Annotated in this window: 16 protein-coding genes; 12 read left to right on the plus strand and 4 right to left on the minus strand. The window is 63.3% G+C overall.

Features of this window, described 5'->3' with window-relative positions; all coding sequences use genetic code 11:
• Positions 1-267: transposase (locus tag BMX04_RS15050; protein ID WP_139194579.1), on the minus strand; the 267-nt coding region annotated here is incomplete at its 3' end.
• A gap of 552 nt (positions 268-819) precedes the next feature.
• On the opposite strand from BMX04_RS15050, the gene BMX04_RS15055 reads away from it, so the two are divergent.
• Positions 820-1,659: a methylated-DNA--[protein]-cysteine S-methyltransferase gene (locus BMX04_RS15055; protein WP_074787732.1), complete on the plus strand. Its 840-nt coding sequence runs from the start codon at positions 820-822 to the stop codon at positions 1,657-1,659.
• Between the two features lie 124 nt (positions 1,660-1,783).
• Positions 1,784-2,443, plus strand: a complete 660-nt coding sequence (locus BMX04_RS15060; protein WP_050664166.1) for a YiaD family glycine zipper/OmpA-like lipoprotein — start codon at positions 1,784-1,786, stop codon at positions 2,441-2,443.
• Between the two features lie 64 nt (positions 2,444-2,507).
• On the opposite strand, the gene fdhF is transcribed toward BMX04_RS15060, so the two are convergent.
• Positions 2,508-5,282 carry a formate dehydrogenase subunit alpha gene (gene fdhF, locus BMX04_RS15065; RefSeq protein ID WP_074787733.1) on the minus strand — a complete coding sequence of 925 codons (2,775 nt, stop codon included), beginning with the start codon at positions 5,280-5,282 and terminating at the stop codon, positions 2,508-2,510.
• Between the two features lie 220 nt (positions 5,283-5,502).
• Between fdhF and BMX04_RS15070 the strand changes: the two genes are divergently transcribed.
• From BMX04_RS15070 to BMX04_RS15085, 4 genes are read left to right on the plus strand one after another with little or no spacing between them, the layout of a single operon-like run.
• Positions 5,503-6,153: a histidine phosphatase family protein gene (locus tag BMX04_RS15070; protein WP_074787734.1), complete on the plus strand. Its 651-nt coding sequence runs from the start codon at positions 5,503-5,505 to the stop codon at positions 6,151-6,153.
• A 17-nt stretch (positions 6,154-6,170) separates the two neighbouring features.
• Complete coding sequence (locus BMX04_RS15075) at positions 6,171-6,785, plus strand: glutathione S-transferase family protein (protein ID WP_074787735.1); 615 nt, start codon at positions 6,171-6,173, stop codon at positions 6,783-6,785.
• Between the two features lie 10 nt (positions 6,786-6,795).
• Positions 6,796-7,851 carry a saccharopine dehydrogenase gene (locus BMX04_RS15080; protein WP_074787736.1) on the plus strand — a complete coding sequence of 352 codons (1,056 nt, stop codon included), beginning with the start codon at positions 6,796-6,798 and terminating at the stop codon, positions 7,849-7,851.
• 3 nt (positions 7,852-7,854) lie between these two features.
• The gene (locus BMX04_RS15085) at positions 7,855-8,997 is read left to right on the plus strand and encodes a saccharopine dehydrogenase family protein (RefSeq protein ID WP_074787737.1); all 1,143 of its coding nucleotides are present in this window, start codon (positions 7,855-7,857) and stop codon (positions 8,995-8,997) included.
• A gap of 39 nt (positions 8,998-9,036) precedes the next feature.
• Here the strand turns inward: BMX04_RS15085 and BMX04_RS15090 are convergent, their stop codons facing one another.
• Complete coding sequence (locus tag BMX04_RS15090) at positions 9,037-10,245, minus strand: aminopeptidase P family protein (RefSeq protein ID WP_074787738.1); 1,209 nt, start codon at positions 10,243-10,245, stop codon at positions 9,037-9,039.
• A 152-nt stretch (positions 10,246-10,397) separates the two neighbouring features.
• Between BMX04_RS15090 and BMX04_RS15095 the strand changes: the two genes are divergently transcribed.
• The 6 genes from BMX04_RS15095 to infB all read left to right on the plus strand — a co-directional run bounded on the left by BMX04_RS15095 (position 10,398) and on the right by infB (position 17,677).
• On the plus strand, positions 10,398-11,411 hold the full coding sequence (locus BMX04_RS15095) for a P1 family peptidase (RefSeq protein WP_074787739.1): 1,014 nt from the start codon (positions 10,398-10,400) through the stop codon (positions 11,409-11,411).
• A 48-nt stretch (positions 11,412-11,459) separates the two neighbouring features.
• Positions 11,460-12,191, plus strand: a complete 732-nt coding sequence (locus BMX04_RS15100; protein WP_083398208.1) for a glycosyltransferase family 25 protein — start codon at positions 11,460-11,462, stop codon at positions 12,189-12,191.
• 134 nt (positions 12,192-12,325) lie between these two features.
• Entirely contained in the window at positions 12,326-12,901 is a 576-nt protein-coding gene (gene rimP / locus BMX04_RS15105) for a ribosome maturation factor RimP (protein WP_074787741.1), read from the plus strand.
• Positions 12,902-12,905: 4 nt separating this feature from the next.
• On the plus strand, positions 12,906-14,519 hold the full coding sequence (gene nusA / locus BMX04_RS15110) for a transcription termination factor NusA (RefSeq protein ID WP_074787742.1): 1,614 nt from the start codon (positions 12,906-12,908) through the stop codon (positions 14,517-14,519).
• Between the two features lie 23 nt (positions 14,520-14,542).
• A complete protein-coding gene (locus tag BMX04_RS15115) occupies positions 14,543-15,166 on the plus strand; it encodes an RNA-binding protein (RefSeq protein WP_050664155.1) in 624 nt (207 codons plus the stop codon).
• Positions 15,167-15,172: 6 nt separating this feature from the next.
• Positions 15,173-17,677 (plus strand): translation initiation factor IF-2, encoded by a 2,505-nt coding sequence (gene infB, locus BMX04_RS15120; protein ID WP_074787743.1) that lies wholly within the window; start codon positions 15,173-15,175, stop codon positions 17,675-17,677.
• Positions 17,678-17,765: 88 nt separating this feature from the next.
• On the opposite strand, the gene murJ is transcribed toward infB, so the two are convergent.
• Positions 17,766-19,304, minus strand: coding sequence for a murein biosynthesis integral membrane protein MurJ (murJ, locus tag BMX04_RS15125; RefSeq protein ID WP_074787744.1), 1,539 nt, complete (start codon positions 19,302-19,304; stop codon positions 17,766-17,768).
• Positions 19,305-19,329 lie beyond the last annotated feature (25 nt).

Genomic DNA, 19,329 nt, shown 5'->3' on the forward strand with positions numbered 1-19,329 from the left:
GGCGAGAAACCACGTCCGCAATGGCAGGTGGCTGCTGTGCATCACCGTGCCAGCCGTCACGGATGTCTGTCGCCCGCAGCCAGCACATTCCCAGGTCGCCCGATTTCGCTTGAGAGGCCAACCCTTGCAGGTGCCACAAGAGGGGCAGACGAAGCCGTCCGGCCAGCGTCGTTCTGCCAGATACTCCGAACACGCTTCCTCATCGAAAAAAAGCGCGTCGAACGCTTGGCGGGACATAGGTCTATCGTTTTTCCATCTGGCTGGCATGAGCGGAACAATAAGCGAACATCACAGATTTGCAAGCCCGGTGGCACAACATCCTGTGCCGCCGGAACGAAGGGGATAAGCCTTCTGCCTGCGATCAACCCTGATACTGCCACAGCGACGGCTGTGACATGTCTAAAGTTCATCATTCTAACACTCCTTGTTTGGCAGCCGCCGGACATGTCCGGCAACTGATTAAAGGGGTGATGCCAATGAAGGTGTCTGCCTATGTCCCGAGGGTATTTGCGCGTTCCCTAAGTCAGCCACGGTTCAGACCTCCCCAGAGAATGTCTACCACACATAGATATATTCGCATATGTTTTGAATCAACTTCCGCCACAAAAATGCCACTTTTCCAACTAGGCAGTGCATATTGGAGAACCTCTGCCGCCGGTGCCAAGAGAATTGAGCATCAAATCGAAACAATTGAGAAAATCCACCACGATTACCCACGCCTCAGAGGCCAACCAATACCGAGCGAATGCACATGATTCGGGTCGCATATTGAAATTGGACGACTTACTTTCGAAGACATCACATGCCGCAGAGGTCACAATGCAAGATCATGCATCCGACAATGCCTACCACTACAACGTCATGCGCCGTGCGATCGACCTGATCGATGCGCGCGACGAGACACTTTCGCTCGAGGATCTTGCGCGAGAGATGGGGATGAGCGCCGCGCATTTTCAGCGGCTTTTCTCGCAATGGGTGGGTGTATCTCCCAAGCGCTACCAGCAGTATCTGACGCTTGGTCATGCCAAGGCCCTGCTGGCGCAGCGCTATACCACTCTGGAGGCCGCCGATGCAGCGGGGCTGTCGGGCTCGGGGCGGCTGCATGATCTGTTTCTGAGATGGGAGGCGATGAGCCCCGGTGAGTTCGCGCGCAAGGGGGCGGGATTGATCATCTATTACGGCTGGTTCGACAGCCCCTTCGGTGAGGCGCTCGCCATGGGCACCGACCGTGGGTTGTGCGGTGTGGCCTTTGCCGCAGAGTTCGGACGTGATGTGACCATGGCCGATATCCGCGCCCGGTGGTCCGACGCGATGTATGTAGAGGCCCCGGAGAAGATCGCGCATTGGGTGGATGCGGGGTTTGAGGGACGGGGCGAAGCCGTGCTCCACATGATCGGCGCGCCGTTTCAGATCAAGGTGTGGGAGGCGCTGCTCGCGATTCCCTCGGGCCATGTCACCACCTATTCCGAAATCGCGGGAGCCATCGGCAACCCGCGCGCGGTGCGCGCGGTCGGCACCGCCGTGGGGCGCAATCCGGTCAGCTTTCTCATCCCCTGCCATCGGGCCCTGCGAAAATCGGGGGGCTTGGGTGGCTATCACTGGGGTCTTCCGATCAAGCGCGCGATCCTCGCCTGGGAAAGCGCGCGCGCCGAAGGATAGGCGGAATTCTGCGCGTGCTGTCTTGTATTTCCCCGTGGATTTGCCTTGGGCGAGGTGCTGTTATTGCATATCATTGCACTGAACCCGATCCATCGGGCTGTGAAATCAATGAAGGCGACATTCCATGATCCGAGCACGTAATCCCATTCTCATCCTCTCCGGCGCATCGCTTCTGCTGGTCGCGGCCTGCACCGATCCCGCCTATGTCGGTGGTGATGATCCGCGTCGGAAAACCAAGTCAGGCGCGGTTATCGGGGGGCTTGTCGGGGCCGCCACCGGCGCTGCCGTCAGTGACAGCAAGGGCAAGGGGGCCTTGCTCGGCGGTGCGATCGGTGCCTTGGGTGGCGCTGCCATCGGCAATGCGCTCGACCGGCAGGAGGCCGAACTGCGCCAGCAACTCGACAGCGACGTTCAGATCACCAATACCGGGGATCGCCTGATCCTGACCATGCCGCAGGACATCCTGTTCCCGGTCGACAGTTTCAACATCCGGCCTGATCTGCGGTCGGATTTGTTCAAGGTGGCGGACAGCCTCCAGAGATATCCCGACACCACGGTTCAGGTCGTCGGCCATACCGATAGCGACGGCGATGCCAGCTACAATCAGGGCCTTTCGGAGCGTCGTGCCAATGCGGTGGCCGATGTGCTGATGAATGGTGGCGTGACGTTCTCGCGGATCAACGCGTTCGGGCGGGGCGAGGATCAGCCAGTGGCCTCGAACCTCACTGCCGAGGGAAAGGCGCAGAATCGCCGGGTCGAAATCGTGATCCTGCCGAACCGCTGAGAGCGGGCGCGCGACCCGGATGTGAAAAGGCGAGGGGCGGTTCATCGGGCCGCCCCTTTGCTGTTCATTCCGCCGCGATCTCTGCCGCCTCGACGCGCACGGCCGAGTATTTGAACTCGGGGATCTTGCCGTAGGGGTCCACCGCCGGGTTGGTGAGGATATTGGCGGCGGCCTCGACATAGGCGAACGGCAGGAACACCATGTCCGGTGAAACCGCCCGGTCGGCACGCGCCATGATGCTGATCGAGCCGCGTTTTGTGCTCAGCCGCACCATGCCTCCGGGCTCCACGCCGAGTTTGCGCAAGGTAGACGGGTGCAGCGAACAGTTGGCCTCGGGCTCTACCGCGTCGAGAACCGATGCGCGGCGGGTCATCGAGCCGGTATGCCAATGCTCCAGCTGCCGCCCGGTGGTCAGCACCATCGGATAGTCGGCATCGGGCACGTCGTCAGGCGGGATGATCGAGGCGGGGGTGAAGCGCGCCCGGCCTTCGGGTCGCGGGAAACCGTCGCCGAAGACCACGGCCTCGCCCGGGCCATCGGGTGTCTTGCAGGGATAGGTCACGGCATTCTCGCGCTCCAGCCGCTCCCACGAGATATTGTCGAGCGAGCGCATGTTGACCTTCATTTCGGCAAACACGTCCGCAGGTGTGTCATACTTCCACCCAAGGCCCATCCGGTTGGCAAGTTGTGTGGTGATCTGCCAATCCTCGCGCGCCTCGCCCGGCGGGGTCACTGCGCGGCGGCCCATCTGCACCTGCCGATTGGTATTGGTGACGGTGCCGGATTTCTCGTAGAATGCGCTCGCGGGCAGGATCACATCGGCATAGTTCGCCGTCTCGGTGATGAAGATGTCCTGCACCACCAGATGCTCCAGCTTGGCGAGGGCATCGCGGGCGTGCTCCACGTCCGGGTCGGACATGGCCGGGTTCTCGCCGAGGATATACATGCCCTTGATCTTGTCCTCGTGGACCGCATCCATGATCTCGGTGACGGTGAGGCCCTTCTGGTTCGAGAAATCGCCGGATTTCCAGACTTCGGTGAAGGCGTTGCGCACGCCGTCATCCGTCACAGTCTGGTAATCCGGCAGGAACATCGGCACGAGACCTGCATCGGAGGCGCCTTGCACGTTGTTCTGCCCGCGCAGCGGGTGCAGCCCGGTGCCGGGGCGACCGACATGGCCGCACATCAGCGCCAGAGAGATCAGGCAGCGCGAATTGTCGGTGCCGTGGATATGCTGGGAAATCCCCATGCCCCAGAAGATCATGCCCGACTTGGCACCGGCGAATTCGCGGGCCACCTCGCGCAGCGTCTCGGCGGGGATGCCGCAGATCGCCTCCATCTTTTCGGGCGGGAATTGCGCCAGATGCGCCTTTTCGGCCTCCCAATTCTCGGTGAAGGCCTCGACATATTGCAGGTCGTAGAGCCCTTCCTCGACGATCACATGGCAGATCGCGTTTAGCATCGAGACATCCGCGCCGGGCTTGAACTGCAACATGTGGGTCGCAAAGCGGCGCATGCCCACCCCGCGCGGATCCATCACGATGAGCTTGCCACCGCGCTTGGTGAACTGCTTGAAATAGGTCGCCGCCACGGGGTGATTCTCGATCGGGTTGGCGCCGATGATGATCGCCACGTCGGCATTCTCGATCTCGTTGAAGGTGGCGGTCACGGCACCCGAGCCGACATTCTCGATCAATGCGGCCACGGATGAGGCATGGCAGAGCCGCGTGCAGTGGTCGACGTTGTTGTGGCCAAAGCCCTGACGGATGAATTTCTGAAAGAGATAGGCTTCTTCATTGGTGCATTTGGCGCTGCCAAAGCCTGCGACGGTCGCGCCGCCATGGGCGTCCTTGAGACGCTTCAACTCGCCCGCTGTCAGGTCGAGCGCCTCGTCCCACTCCGCCTCGCGGAAGAATTCGTGCCAGTTGCCGGGATCGACGTTGAGGCCCTTCTCGGGTGCATCCTCGCGGCGGATGAGCGGCTTGGTCAGGCGGTGCGGGTGGTGGATGTAGTCGTAGCCAAAGCGCCCCTTGACGCAGAGCCGGCCTTCGTTGGCGGGGCCGTTGATACCCTCGACATACTTGACCTTGCCCTCCTTGACCTTGAGCGAAACCTGACAGCCGACACCGCAGAACGGGCAGATGCTCTGCACCTCCTCGTCATAATCGGCGCTGTCGCCCTGCTGTGCGTCGTCCATCACCGAGGCGGGCATCAGTGCACCGGTGGGGCAGGCCTGCACGCATTCGCCGCAGGCGACGCAGGTGCTCTCGCCCATGGGATCGTCGAAATCGAAGACAGGATAGGCATCGTGGCCGCGCCCGGCCATGCCGATCACGTCATTGACCTGCACATCGCGGCAGGCGCGGACGCACAGGTTGCACTGGATGCAGGCATCAAGGTTGACGCGCATCGCGACGTGACTGTCATCCAGAAGCGGCACGCGCGGCTTTTCCAGTTTGGGAAAGCGGCTATGGGTCACGCCGTTGGCATCGGCCATGTCCCACAGGTGGCTGGAGGCATCGTGCGAGGTGTCGCGCTCGGGCTGGTCGGCGAGCAGCATCTCGACCACCATCTTGCGCGCGGTTTCGGCGCGGTTCGAATTTGTGGTGACGACCATGCCTTCGCGCGCCTCGCGGATGCAGGAGGCCACGAGTGTGCGCTCGCCCTCGACCTCGACCATGCAGGCGCGGCAGTTGCCATCGGGACGATAGCCAGGGGCAGGCTTGTGGCACAGATGCGGGATCTTCAGGCCGCGACCATTGGCGACCTCCCAGATCGTCAGACCGGCCTCGGTCTCGATCTCCTGGCCATCGAGTGTGATCTTGATCGTCTCAGACATGCGCGCGCCTCCTTGTCCGTGGCGATCTTAGACCATGCGCGGGCATTTCCGAGTCCACCAATCCCGACCCCTCACCGCATTTTTACGCCACGGTCGGGCGCTATGTTTCGTATAGGCGTCAGGCGCGGTGGATCGGGGCCGGTGAATAATTTCCCGTGGCGGACCTTTAACCCTCTGTCGTGCGGCGCTAACGTCGCGCGGCAAGCGGGGAGGCGGCGATTTGGCGGAACTCATTCTGGTGCGGCACGGGCAGGCGAACAGCCATGCCACGGATGAGGCGGGTTATGACCGGCTGTCGCCTCTCGGTGTGCAGCAGGCAGAATGGCTGGGCGTGCATCTGCGCGAGACCAATCCGCATTTCGACCATGTGATCACCGGCACGCTGCATCGTCAGACCGGCACCGCGCGGGCCATGGGCTATGACATCACCGAACAGGACGCGCGGCTGGATGAGCTGAGTTATTTCGCGCTCGCGCAGGCTATCGAGGCGCAGCACGGAATCCCCGCGCCCTCGGACGCCACTGAATTCGCCCGCTACCTTCCGCAGGTGATCGAACACTGGGCGCGCGGCGATCTTGCGGATGTGCCGGAGACCTTCGAGCATTTCACCACGCGCATCACCGGCCTGATCGACGATATCTGCCATCATCCGGGACGTGTCCTGATTGTTACCTCAGGGGGTGTTATCGGCATGGTGATGCGGCACACGCTCGGGCTTGATATTCCCGGAATGTCCAAGGTCATGCTGCAGGTGATGAACAGTTCGCTGCACCGGCTTGAACATGTCCACGATATGCTGATGCTGGGCACGTTCAACGCCACGCCCCATCTCGACACACCCGACCGGGCGCATGCCCGCACCTTCATCTGAACAACAGGAAACGCGCCATGAAACTCTATTACGCCAAGGGCACCATCGCCATTGCCACGGCCATCGCATTGCACGAGGCGGGGCTCGATTTCGAGCCGGTCCGCCTCGATTTTCGCGCCGGAGAGCAGACCGGACCGGAGTATCAGGCGATCAATCCAAAGGGTCGTGTGCCGGCGCTTGTCACCGATCAGGGTATTCTGACCGAAACGGGTGCTGTTCTCGATTACATCGCCGATATCGCGCCCGCCGCCGGGCTGCGCCCCTCGGACTCCTATGAGGCCGCCAAGATGCGCGAGGCGATGTGCTATCTCGCCTCGACCATGCATGTGAACCACGCCCACAAGATGCGCAGTCATCGCTGGGCCGATCAGCAAAGCTCGTTTGATGACATGAAGGCCAAGTCGGTACAGACCATGACCGAGAGCGCCGATCACGTGGAAAACCACATCCTCAAGGGGCCGTATGTTCTGGGTGAGACGTTTTCGCTGGCCGATCCCTACCTTTATGTCGCCTGCAACTGGCTTGAGGGGGATGGTGTGACCGTGGCGGATTACCCCAAGATCACCGCTTTCATCGAGGCGATGCGCGGCCGTGCCTCGGTGGCGCAGGTCATTGCCGACAACATGATCTGAGGGCTGCCGCATGACACATCTCTGGGTCCGGGCCGAACAGCGGCTTAACGAGGAACGCGTGGGGCTGACGCCCGAGGGGGCCGCGCAACTGATCGCCAAGGGCATCCGCGTGACGGTGGAGGACAGCCGCACCCGCGCCATCCCGATTGACGGCTACCGGGCGGCGGGCTGCGAGATCGCGGCGGAGAATTCCTGGCCCTCCGCCCCGTCTGATGCGATCATCTTCGGCCTCAAGGAGCTGCCCGAGGACGGCACCCCCCTGCCGCATCGCCACATCATGTTCGGTCATGCCTTCAAGGGGCAGCATGCGGGCAAGCGCCTGCTCGCGCGGTTCAGGGAGGGCGGCGGCACGCTCTACGATCTGGAGTATCTGGTGGACGCGGACGGGCGGCGCGTTGCCGCCTTCGGCTATTGGGCGGGCTACGCGGGGGCGGCGGTGTCACTGATGGCATGGGCGGCGCAACAGGGCGGCGGCACCTGCCCGCCGGTCAAGACCTATCCGGGGCGCGATGCGCTACTCGCGGCGCTTGGGGCGCAGCTTGATACTGCGGGCAAGGAGCGCCCCACGGCCATCGTCATCGGCGCGCTTGGCCGTGTCGGCACCGGGGCGGCGGACCTGTGCGAGGCCATGGGCCTGACCGTCACAAGGTGGGACATGGCCGAGACCGCGAACGGGGGCCCGTTCCCGGAAATCCTCGACCACGACATTTTCCTCAACTGCATCTTCGCACGGCCCGGTACGCCGGTTTTCGTGCCGAAATCCGCGCTTGATCAAGACCGCCGTCTGACCGTGATCGGCGACGTGGCCTGCGACCCCGACAGCGATTATAACCCGGTGCCGGTCTATGACGCAGCTACCACGTGGGCAGAGCCCGCGACGCGCGTCCATGACGCGCCGCCGCTCGACGTGATGGCGATCGACAACCTGCCCTCGCTCTTGCCGGTGGAATCCTCAACGGATTACGCAAGCCAACTCTTGCCATCGCTGCTGACGCTCGACGCGCTGGATCAAGGGGTCTGGGCGCGGGCCGAAGAGACTTACAAGACACATATGAAGGAGGTCTGAGACATGACAATCCATTGGTGCGGCACCGGCCTTTCGGCCATTCCGGGTTTGCGGCGGCTGATCGAGGCGGGCCATGACGTGGCCGTCTGGAACCGCTCGACCGACAAGGCTGAGGCAGCCGTGGGCGACCTGACCGACCGGATCAATGCCTTTGACAAGGACGCGCTCGCCGAGGCGCTCAGGCCCGGCGATGTGGTCGTTTCGATGCTGCCCGGCGACTGGCACGTGCCGCTTGCGGAGCTGTGCCTGTCCAAGGATGCGCATTTCGTTTCGTCCTCCTACATCGCGCCCGAAATGCGGGCGCTCGATCGGCCGGCGCGCGACAAGGGGCTGTGCTTTGTCAACGAAATCGGCCTTGATCCCGGCATCGACCACCTGATGGCGCATCACCTGGTGGCCGAGTATCGCGCCTCCGGGGCGTTCGATCCGGGCAATGACCTCAGCTTCACCTCCTATTGCGGCGGCGTGCCGAAAGTGCCCAACCCGTTCCGCTACAAATTCAGCTGGTCGCCCCTGGGCGTGCTCAAGGCGCTTCGTTCGCCCTCGCGTTCGATCCGGGACTTTTCTGAACTCAACGTCGCGCGGCCCTGGGATGCGCTCTCATCCTATGACGCGCCGCTTCCGACGCCTGAAACCTTCGAGGTTTATCCCAACCGCGATTCGATCCCGTTCATTGCGGATTACCGGTTCGATCCCGACTGGCGGATCAAGGATTTCGTGCGCGGCACGCTGCGGCTGAATGGCTGGTCGGAGGCTTGGAAGGATATCTTTACCGAGATCGAAACGCTGGAGGGTGCGGCTGGTGACGCGCGACTAAAGGAGATGTCGGATCAGTTCTGGCAAGAGCATGCGTATGACGAGGGCGAAGCGGATCGCGTCGTGCTCTGCGTCGATCTGAAGGCGGAAAAGGCCGGGCAACCGGTCTGGCACAAGACCTACGTGATGGACGCCTGGGGCGATGCGCGCGGCACGGCGATGGCGCGGCTGGTGTCGATACCGGTCTCGCTGGCCATCGAATCGGTGCTGAACCGTGAGATCCCGGCAGGCGTTACCCTGGCCCCGCATGATCCAAAGCTGCTCGCGCGCTATTTGGAGGAGGTCGGCCATCTCGCGCAGCATTTGCAGGTGGTGGATCATCTGGCCTGAGATGGAGTGCGGGGCGATGAGTGACCGCCCCGCAGACGCTCAGCCGACCACGTTGAACTCCGGGCCGTACGGATAGCCGGTGATGTTCTCGTTGCCGTCCTCGGTGACCACGAGGATGTCGTGCTCGCGGTAGCCACCTGCGCCGGGCTCACCGGAGCCAAGCGTCAGCATCGGCTCCATCGAGATGACCATGCCCGGCTCCAGCACCGTGTCGATATCCTCGCGCAGTTCCAGCCCCGCCTCGCGGCCATAATAATGGCTCAGGATGCCGAAGCTGTGTCCATAGCCGAAGGTGCGGTATTGCAGCAGGTCGCGGTCCTCAAAGAATTCGTTGATCCTATGCGTGACCTCGGCGCAGCTTACCCCGGGCTTGAGCAGCGACATGCCGTATTCATGGGCGGCGACATTGGCCTCCCAGATCGCACGGCTCGCCGCGTCCACCTCGCCCGCGAACATGGTCCGCTCCAGCGCCACGTAATAGCCCGAGACCATCGGGAAGGTGTTGAGCGACAAGATATCGCCGCGTTCGATGGCCTGCGCCGTCACCGGGTTATGCGCGCCGTCGGTGTTGATCCCCGACTGAAACCACACCCATGTGTCGCGGTATTCAGCGTCGGGGAAACGCTTGGCGATCTCCACTTCCATTGCGTCCCGGCCTGCCATGGCGACGTCGATCTCTCTCGCGCCCACCTTCACAGCGTCGCGGATTGCATAACCGCCCACATCCGCCACCTGCGCGCAGGAGCGGATGAGCGCGATCTCGGCCTCGGATTTGCGCATCCGCTGGCGCATCGTTGCCCGGGCCACGTCCACCATCGTCACCGGCTTGAGAAAATCCTCCAGCCGGTCGCGTTGCATCAGCGTCAGGTGATCGCCCTCGTAGCCGATGACACCGCCCTCGCCTGCCACCTCGCACACCGCACGCCAGAAATTGTCGCGCTGCCAGTCGGTATAGGTGATGTTATCGCAGAACGAGCGGCGCCACGGTTGCCCCGCGTCGATGCCCGCGCTGATTGTCACGCACTCGGTCTCGGTCACGACAAGGCCGTAGGGACGACCGAAGGAACAGTAGAGAAAGCCCGAGTAATAGGCGATGTTGTGCATCGAGGTGAGGACGATAGCGCTTGCGCCTGCCTCCTCCATGAGGCTGCGTAGGCCCGCGACCCGGGCCTCGTATTCGGAAATGGCAAAGGGCAGCGGGGCCTTTTCACCGTTGTGGAAGCGATAGAAATCTGGACGTGCAGTCATAGTGACCCTCCTTGCAAAAGAAGGTCCCGGCGTTCAGGACTGTTGGGAAAGGCCCTGATCGGGACGACGCCATCGCCCGGGCCTGATGCCTTTCCTTGCGTAAAGCGCGCGCTCTGGCAAGATGATTTGCGACCCAAAGGGAGATTTGCGGCATGAAAACGCATGTGGGCGCGCGAAATCTGATCACCGATGTTGCGGGACTGCGTGTGGGCAACGCGCAGGATATGCGCCTGCGTTCGGGCGTGACGGTGCTGGTGGCCGATGCGCCCTTTACTGCGGGCGTACATGTCATGGGCGGCGCGCCGGGCACGCGCGAGACGGATTTGCTCAGCCCCGACCGGGTGGTCGAGCAGGTCGATGCGCTGGTGCTCTCGGGTGGGTCAGCCTTTGGCCTCGATGCCGCCTCGGGCGTGGCGGACGGGTTGCGCGACATGGGGCGCGGCTTCGCCGTGGGGGATATGCGCGTGCCTATCGTGCCGGGGGCGATCCTCTTCGATCTGCTCAATGGCGGCGACAAGGACTGGACCGACAACCCCTACAAGGCGCTTGGCCGCGCGGCGCTTCAGGCGGCGTCGGATGCGTTCGAGATCGGCAGCACCGGGGCAGGCGCGGGGGCGACCACGGCGACCCTCAAGGGCGGGCTTGGCTCGGCGTCGGCCCTTCTGCCCGACGGCAGCACGGTGGGCGCTCTGGTCGCCGTGAACGCACTTGGCTCCGCGACGGTGGGTGAGGGGCCGGAATTCTGGGCTGCTCCGTTCGAGCTGGGGCAGGAATTCGGCGGATTGGGGATGGCACCCGCCAATGCCGATCCGATGCTGGCCCCCACCAAGCTGACACAGCACGCCAATACCACCATCGGGATCATCGCCACCGATGTGACGCTGACCCAAGCGCAATGCACGCGGCTGGCCACGGTCGCGCATGACGGGTTCGCCCGCGCGTTGGTGCCGTCGCACACGCTGATGGATGGCGACCTGATCTTTGCCGCGGCAACCGGCACGCGACCGGCCCCTGATCTGGTGGCGCAGGTGGTGCTGGGCCATGCGGCGGCGTGCGTCATGGCGCGGGCGATTGCGCGGGCGGTGTTCAGCGCGCGCAGCCTACCCGGCGACGCCCTGCCGTCGTGGCAGGACCGGTTCGGCGGCGCCGCTTGTGCGGGGGGCTGACGCGCCATATGGTCATGCCGACGCAGGCTGAGCAGGAAAGACCGTGACATGACGTCTCTGGGATCACGCATGGTGGAGTGCCTCGGCGCGATCCGCGTCGTCAATTTGCCCTCCCGTCCCGACCGCCGTCGCGAATTCGCGGTACAACTGGCGCGAATCGGGCTCGGCTTTGATCATCCGAAGGTGTCGATTTTTGATGCGATCCGGCCTGACAGCCTGGCCGGTTTTCCCACGCTTGGCGCGCGTGGCTGTTTCCTGAGCCACCTCGAAATCCTGCGTGCCGCCCGTGACGCGGACCTGCCAAGCATCGCGATTTGCGAGGACGATCTGGATTTCAGTGACGATTTCACAAGCCGCGCGCCTGCCCTGCTGGAGACGCTGGCCGCACGCGATTGGGATATTTTCTATGGCGGGTTCGATGCTGTGGCACATGGCATGGACGCCGTGCCCGGTCTGATCTCGCTCGACCCCAAGCAGAATGTTTTGTGCAGTCACTTCATGGCCTTGCGTCGTCCGGCCATCCATGCGCTGGTGCCTTACCTGACGGCCATCACCGAACGTGAGGTCGGCGATCCGGCGGGTGGGCCGATGCATGTCGATGGGGCCTACTCGCATTTCCGGGCAGATCATCCGCAGATGGTCACACTCTCGGTGTCGCAGACACTCGGGGTGCAGCGCCCGTCGCGCACCGATGTCCATGATTTGCGTTGGTTTGACCGCGTGCCGGTCGTGCGCGATACGGCGCAGCTTTATCGGCGTTGGCGCGGCGCGATGCGGTAGCCGCGAAAACCCCGCTTGCAAATCCGCGCCAAGCCGCCTATATCCCCGTCAACAGCGGCGCTTTCGGGTCCACTCCGAAGGCTCCACCGGAAAGTGTGACGGGCCGCGCGCCCGTTTTTTTGTGCTTGGAAACGATGACCAACGACCTGATTGCCAAAGCCGCGATTGATCGCAGACTGGCCGAGATCATCACCCCGGTGATCGAGGACATGGGCTATGAACTGGTGCGCGTTCGCCTGATGGGCGGCAAGACGCATACGCTTCAAATCATGGCCGACAAGCCAGACGGCGGGATCGAGGTGGATGATTGTGCCGAGATCAGCACAGCCGTCAGCGCCATTCTCGATGTCGAGGACCCGATCATCGACGCCTATACACTGGAGGTGTCGAGCCCCGGTATCGACCGGCCGCTGACCCGGCTCAAGGATTTCGAGATGTTCGAGGGCTATGAGGCCAAGCTTGAGACTTCGGAGATGATCGACGGGCGCAAGCGCTTCAAGGGCATGCTGGCGGGGGTCGAGGGTGACGAGGTGCTGATCAATGTCGAAGAGGGCACCATCGGGCTCGATTTCGACTGGCTGAGCGACGCCAAGCTGGTGCTGACCGACGAGTTGATCCGCGAGATGCTGCGACAGCGCAAGGCGGCAGGCGCCATCAACGAAGAAAATTTTGACGAGATCGAAACCGATAGCGGTTCTGAGGAGGACTGAGACCATGGCAATCACATCGGCCAACCAGCTTGAGCTGTTGCAGACCGCAGAGGCAGTGGCGCGCGAGAAGATGATCGATCCGGGCCTCGTGGTCGAGGCGATGGAAGAAAGCCTCGCCCGCGCCGCCAAGAGCCGCTACGGCAGCGAGATGGATATCCGTGTGGAGATCGACCGAAAGACCGGTCGCGCCAAGTTCACGCGTGTGCGCACCGTGGTCGAGGACGAAGAGCTTGAGAATTATCAGGCCGAGATGACCGTGGAGCAGGCCAAGCAGTATCTCGAGGAGCCCAAGGTCGGCGATACCTTCGTCGAGGAAGTGCCCCCCGTCGAGATGGGCCGCATCGCCGCGCAAAGCGCCAAGCAGGTGATCCTGCAAAAGGTGCGCGAGGCCGAGCGCGATCGCCAATACGAGGAATTCAAGGACCGCGCGGGCACCATCATCAACGGTGTCGTCAAGCGCGAGGAATACGGCAACGTCATCGTCGATGTGGGCGCGGGCGAGGGTATCCTGCGGCGCAACGAAAAGATCGGGCGCGAAGCGTATCGCCCCAATGACCGCATCCGCTGCTACGTCAAGGACGTGCGCCGCGAACAGCGCGGACCGCAGATCTTCCTCAGCCGGACAGAGCCGCAATTCATGGCCGAACTCTTCAAGATGGAAGTCCCGGAAATCTACGACGGCATCATCGAGATCAAGGCCGTGGCCCGCGATCCCGGCAGCCGCGCCAAGATCGCCGTGATTTCTTATGACAGTTCGATCGACCCTGTCGGTGCCTGCGTCGGCATGCGCGGCAGCCGCGTGCAGGCGGTGGTCAACGAGCTTCAGGGGGAAAAGATCGACATAATTCCTTGGAACGAGGATCAGGCGACGTTCCTCGTCAACGCCTTGCAGCCCGCAGAGGTCAGCAAGGTGGTGATCGACGAGGACGCGCAGCGTATCGAGGTGGTCGTGCCCGAAGAGCAGCTAAGCCTCGCCATCGGGCGGCGCGGTCAGAACGTACGTCTGGCCAGCCAGTTGACCGGACTCGACATCGACATCATGACCGAAGCCGAGGACAGCGAACGCCGTCAGAAGGAATTCGAAGAGCGGACCAAGCTCTTTATGGACACGCTCGATCTCGACGAGTTCTTCGCGCAGCTTCTGGTCGCCGAAGGCTTCACCACGCTGGAAGAAGTCGCCTATGTCGAACTGGACGAGCTTCTGGTGATCGACGGTGTCGACGAGGACACTGCCGGTGAGCTTCAGGCACGGGCGCGTGACGTGCTCGAGGCGCAGGCCGCCGCGGCGCTCGCCAAGGCGCGCGAGTTGGGGGTCGAGGACAGCCTCATTGAATTCGAGGGTTTGACACCCCAGATGGTGCAGGCGTTGGCCGAGGACGATGTCAAATCGCTCGAGGATTTCGCAACCTGTGCCGATTGGGAATTGGCAGGTGGCTGGACCACCGTGAACGGTGAGCGCGTCAAGGACGAAGGTATTCTGGAGAAGTTTGACGTCTCGCTCGAAGAAGCGCAAAATATGGTCATGACGGCACGCGTCATGCTTGGCTGGGTCGATCCTGCGGATCTGGAGCCCCAAGTCGATGAGACCGACGGCGACGACGTGGAGGCCGAGGCCTGATTTTCAGGCCTCGGAGGCACCTGATGGGGCGCAGCGGGCAACCCAAAGACCGGAGCGACGGTCCTGAGCGTAAATGCATCGCCACGGGCGAGGTGCAACCGAAGCATGGGCTGATCCGCTTCGTGATCGGCCCCGAGGGCCAGATTGCTCCCGACCTTGCTGAAAAGTTGCCGGGACGTGGCATCTGGGTGTCGGCGGACCCTGCGGCACTGGCAAAGGCCGCCAAGAAAGGGCTGTTTGCCCGCGCCGCGCGGCAGCCGGTGAACGTGCCCGAGGACCTGGTGGATCAGGTCGAGACGCTTCTGACGCAACGGGTGCTGAACCTGATCAGCCTCATGCGCAAGGGCGGTGCTGCGACCTCGGGCTATGAGCGGGTCAAGGACTGGCTGGCCAAGGACGAGGCCGAGGTTCTGATCCAGGCCAGCGACGGCTCGGAGCGCGGAAAATCGAAACTGAGCACGCCCTACGGCGGCTCGTTCATCGGCTGGCTGACGGCGGATGAACTGGGTCAGGCCTTTGGGCGTCAAAGCACAATCCATGCGGCACTGGGTGCTGGAGGTTTGTGCAAACGTGTTGTAGAGGAGGCGGCAAGACTGAAAGGTCTGCGCGTCTCGGACGGCGAGACTGCGCGCCGGAAAGGAAAGTAAGAGAATATGAGCGACAACGACGGAAAGAAACCTTTGGGTGTGCGTGGCGGCGGGTCCCGGCCGGGGAACGTGAAGCAGAGCTTCAGCCATGGCCGGACCAAGAACGTCGTGGTGGAAACCAAGCGCAAGCGTGTGGTTGTGCCGAAGGCGAGCCCGGGTGCATCCGCTGGCGCGGGTGGGTCGGGCAAATCGTCCGGTCCGGCAAGCTCTGCCAAGCGTCCTGCCGGGATTTCCGACGCCGAGATGGAGCGCCGGATGAAGGCGCTCTCCGCCGCCAAGGCACGCGAGACCGAAGATGCCGCCAAGCGCGAGGCCGAGGAAAAGGCCCGCGAGGAAGAGCGTCTGCGCCGTCGCGAAGAAGCCGAGGCAAAGGAGCGCGAGCAGCGCGAGGCCGAAGAGCGTGCCCGCGCCAAGGCAGAAGACGACGAGCGCAAGAAGCTTGAAGCCGAGCAGGCCGCTGTTCAGGCCGCGACACCGCCCCCCTCAGAGCCGGACGTCGCCCCCGGACCTGCGCGTCAGGCACCCTCCAAGGCGGCCCCGGCTGCGCGCAAGCGCGAGGACGACGACAAGAGCAGTCGCCGCGGCAAGGGGCGTGGCGGTGAGGATGCCCGCCGCTCCGGCAAGCTGACGCTCAACCAGGCGCTTTCGGGCGGCGAAGGCGGGCGGCAGAAATCCATGGCGGCGATGAAGCGCAAGCAAGAGCGCGCGCGTCAGAAGGCCATGGGCGGTGCGCAAGAGCGTGAAAAGGTCGTGCGCGACGTGCAGCTGCCCGAGGTGATCGTTGTCTCGGAACTGGCGAACCGCATGGCCGAGCGCGTCGGTGACGTGGTCAAGGCCCTCATGCAGAATGGCATGATGGTCACGCAGAACCAGTCGGTCGACGCGGATACCGCAGAATTGATCATCGAGGAATTCGGCCACCGCGTCGTGCGTGTCAGCGACTCGGATGTGGAGGACGTCATCGCGCAGGTCGAGGACAAGGCCGAGGATCTCGTGTCGCGGCCTCCGGTGATCACCATCATGGGTCACGTTGACCACGGTAAGACCTCGCTTCTGGACGCGATCCGAGATGCCAAGGTCGTCGCTGGCGAGGCTGGTGGTATCACCCAGCATATCGGGGCTTATCAGGTCACCACCGACAGCGGTGCCGTGCTCAGCTTCCTCGACACGCCGGGCCACGCGGCCTTTACCTCGATGCGCTCTCGCGGGGCGCAGGTGACGGATATTGTCGTGCTTGTCGTTGCAGCCGATGATGCCGTGATGCCGCAGACCGTCGAGGCCATCAACCATGCCAAGGCGGCCAAGGTGCCGATGATCGTGGCGATCAACAAGGTCGATCTGCCTGCTGCCGATCCCGACAAGGTGCGCGCCGATCTGCTCCGTCATGAGGTGATCGTCGAGGCGATGTCGGGCGATGTGCAGGATGTGGAAGTGTCGGCGGTTTCTGGCCAGGGTCTGGAAGAACTGCTCGAAGCGATCGCGCTGCAAGCCGAGATACTCGAACTCAAGGCCAATCCGAACCGCGCCGCCGAGGGTGCCGTGATCGAGGCGCAGCTTGACGTGGGCCGTGGCCCCGTTGCGACTGTTCTGGTCCAGAAAGGCACGCTGCAGCAGGGTGATATCTTTGTGGTGGGCGAGCAATACGGCAAGGTTCGCGCGCTGATCAACGACCGTGGCGAGCGCGTCAAGGAGGCCGGACCTTCGGTGCCGGTCGAGGTTCTGGGCCTGAACGGCACACCCGAGGCGGGTGACGTTCTCAACGTCGTCGAGACCGAGGGTCAGGCCCGCGAGATCGCCGAATACCGCGCCGATGCGGCCAAGGAAAAACGCGCCGCTGCCGGTGCGGGCACCTCGCTCGAGCAGCTTTTGGCGAAGGCCAAGGAAGACGAGAACCTCAAGGAACTGCCCATCGTGGTCAAGGCCGACGTGCAGGGCTCTGCCGAGGCGATCGTGCAGGCGATGGAGAAGATCGGCAACGAGGAGGTGCGCGTCCGCGTGCTGCATTCGGGCGTCGGTGCGATCACCGAATCCGATATCGGTCTGGCCGAAGCCTCGGGCGCGCCGGTTCTGGGCTTCAACGTCCGGGCCAATGCGCCCGCGCGCAACAGCGCCAATCAGAAGGGTGTGGAGATCCGCTATTACTCGGTGATCTATGACCTCGTGGACGACGTGAAAGCGGCAGCCAGCGGCCTTCTGGGTGCGGAAATTCGCGAGAAGTTCATCGGCTATGCGACCATCAAGGAGGTCTTCAAGGTCTCCGGGGTTGGTCGTGTCGCGGGTTGTCTGGTCACCGAAGGCGTGGCGCGTCGCTCTGCCGGTGTGCGTCTGCTGCGTGACGATGTGGTGATCCACGAAGGCACGCTCAAGACGCTCAAGCGCTTCAAGGACGAGGTTGCCGAGGTGATCTCGGGTCAGGAATGCGGCATGGCGTTCGAGGCCTACGAGGATGTCCGCGAAGGCGACGTGATCGAGATCTTCGAGCGGGAAGAAATCACCCGCACACTTGCCTGATTGGCAGGACTTAACAGGAAAGGGCGGCTGGTTTCAGCCGCCCTTTTTTATGCCGGGTGGGAAACCGCTGCTGACGGTGGATGATGCGTCAGCGGCGCAGACGTCCCCGGATTTCCTGTAGGCGGAATGCCCCCAGTGCCTGCCCGAACAGACCGTAGGACAGAATGCCGGCGGTGATCAGCAGCAAAAGCGCCAGCCAACGCCATCCGGCTGCAGCAAAAAGGGGCCCGAGCACGGCACCTGCGCCCCAGACTGCGACCCCCATCAAGGCCGAGGCCAATACGATCCGCCACAGCCGCCGCCGGAATTGCAGATCAAAGCGCGCAACCTCCCCAAAGCTCCGCCCGCCGATTGCCAGTTGCCAGACCATGACCCAGGCCGCGACTGTGGTTGCCAGAGCCGCGGCAATCCAGCCCATCACGACCGAGAGGCCGACAGCGAGCGCCGCGTTGACGACCATTGCCACGACCGCATAGCGAAACGGGCTTTTGGTGTCTTCGCGTGCGAAGAACACTGGTTGCAGGATCTTTTGCAGCACAAACGCAGGTAGCCCGAGGCCATAGATCGCCACTGCGATCGCCGTGGCCGCGCTGTCATCGGCGCCAAACGCCCCACGCTCGAACAGCACCGTTACAAGTGGCAGCGGGATGACGACAAGGGCGACAGCGCATGGCACAGTCAGCGCGAGCGCCACCTCGCCCGCCCGCGACAGCGCGTAGCGCGCGCCGGTATCGTCCCCGGCCTTGAGCCGCCGGGACAGGTCAGGCAGCAGGACGATGCCAACCGCTATCCCGACAACTCCGAGAGGCAGCTGGTAGAGGCGGTCAGCGGAATAGAGCCAGCTTACCGCCTTGTCATAGTTCGAGGCGACAAGCTGCCCGACGACCAGATTGATCTGCACCACCCCACCGGCGAGGGCTGCCGGCACCGCGATGCGCACCAGTTGCGCCATCTCGGGTGTCCAGCGCGGACGCACCGGGCGGATGCGCAGACCGGCGCGGTTGGCGGCATGCCAGACCAGAGCCAGTTGAGCGATACCTGCAAATGGAATCGTCCAGACCAGAGCATTGGCGACCCCGCCCCCGAAAAATGCGGTGGCCCCCATGGCGGCGATGAGCATCACGTTGAGTAGAACAGGCGCCGCTGCCGCCGCCGAAAAGCGCCCGGCGGCATTCAGCATCCCGGAAAAGAGCGCCGCCATTGAAATGAAAAGGATGTAGGGAAAAACGATGCGCCCGTATTCGATTGTGATCCCGAAACGCGCGTCTCCGGCAAAGCCCTCGGCGGTGGCCCAGACCAGCGCGGGCATGAACACCATTGCCAGGCCGGTCAGTGCCAAAAGGACAAGCCCCAGTCCGGACAGCGCGAGCGAGGCAAAGCCCAACGGGTTCTCGTCGGCTTCCAGCCGCTTGGAGAACATCGGCACGAAGGCGGCGTTGAACGCGCCCTCCGCAAAGAAGCGACGGAACATGTTGGGCAGGCGGAACGCGGCGACAAAGGCGTCCATCAAGACGCCCGGCCCCAGAAAACTGGCAATCATCACGTCGCGGACAAAGCCCAGAATGCGGCTTATCATGGTCCAGCCGCCGACGGTAAGGATGCCGGAAAGCAGACGGACGGGTTTCATGGGCGGTGCTCCGGACTGGGCAATG

The sequence above is a fragment of the Roseovarius tolerans genome, from assembly GCF_900109855.1.
GTDB lineage: Bacteria > Pseudomonadota > Alphaproteobacteria > Rhodobacterales > Rhodobacteraceae > Roseovarius > Roseovarius tolerans.

What these genes read in the sequence shown, in the direction of transcription:
- BMX04_RS15055 (WP_074787732.1), top strand. Translation starts at nt 820, where the DNA reads ATGCAAGATCATGCATCCGACAATGCCTACCACTACAACGTCATGCGC.
- BMX04_RS15060 (WP_050664166.1), top strand. Translation starts at nt 1,784, where the DNA reads ATGATCCGAGCACGTAATCCCATTCTCATCCTCTCCGGCGCATCGCTT.
- fdhF (WP_074787733.1), bottom strand. Translation starts at nt 5,282, where the DNA reads ATGTCTGAGACGATCAAGATCACACTCGATGGCCAGGAGATCGAGACC.
- BMX04_RS15075 (WP_074787735.1), top strand. Translation starts at nt 6,171, where the DNA reads ATGAAACTCTATTACGCCAAGGGCACCATCGCCATTGCCACGGCCATC.
- BMX04_RS15080 (WP_074787736.1), top strand. Translation starts at nt 6,796, where the DNA reads ATGACACATCTCTGGGTCCGGGCCGAACAGCGGCTTAACGAGGAACGC.
- BMX04_RS15085 (WP_074787737.1), top strand. Translation starts at nt 7,855, where the DNA reads ATGACAATCCATTGGTGCGGCACCGGCCTTTCGGCCATTCCGGGTTTG.
- BMX04_RS15090 (WP_074787738.1), bottom strand. Translation starts at nt 10,245, where the DNA reads ATGACTGCACGTCCAGATTTCTATCGCTTCCACAACGGTGAAAAGGCC.
- BMX04_RS15095 (WP_074787739.1), top strand. Translation starts at nt 10,398, where the DNA reads ATGAAAACGCATGTGGGCGCGCGAAATCTGATCACCGATGTTGCGGGA.
- BMX04_RS15100 (WP_083398208.1), top strand. Translation starts at nt 11,460, where the DNA reads ATGACGTCTCTGGGATCACGCATGGTGGAGTGCCTCGGCGCGATCCGC.
- rimP (WP_074787741.1), top strand. Translation starts at nt 12,326, where the DNA reads ATGACCAACGACCTGATTGCCAAAGCCGCGATTGATCGCAGACTGGCC.
- nusA (WP_074787742.1), top strand. Translation starts at nt 12,906, where the DNA reads ATGGCAATCACATCGGCCAACCAGCTTGAGCTGTTGCAGACCGCAGAG.
- BMX04_RS15115 (WP_050664155.1), top strand. Translation starts at nt 14,543, where the DNA reads ATGGGGCGCAGCGGGCAACCCAAAGACCGGAGCGACGGTCCTGAGCGT.
- infB (WP_074787743.1), top strand. Translation starts at nt 15,173, where the DNA reads ATGAGCGACAACGACGGAAAGAAACCTTTGGGTGTGCGTGGCGGCGGG.
- murJ (WP_074787744.1), bottom strand. Translation starts at nt 19,304, where the DNA reads ATGAAACCCGTCCGTCTGCTTTCCGGCATCCTTACCGTCGGCGGCTGG.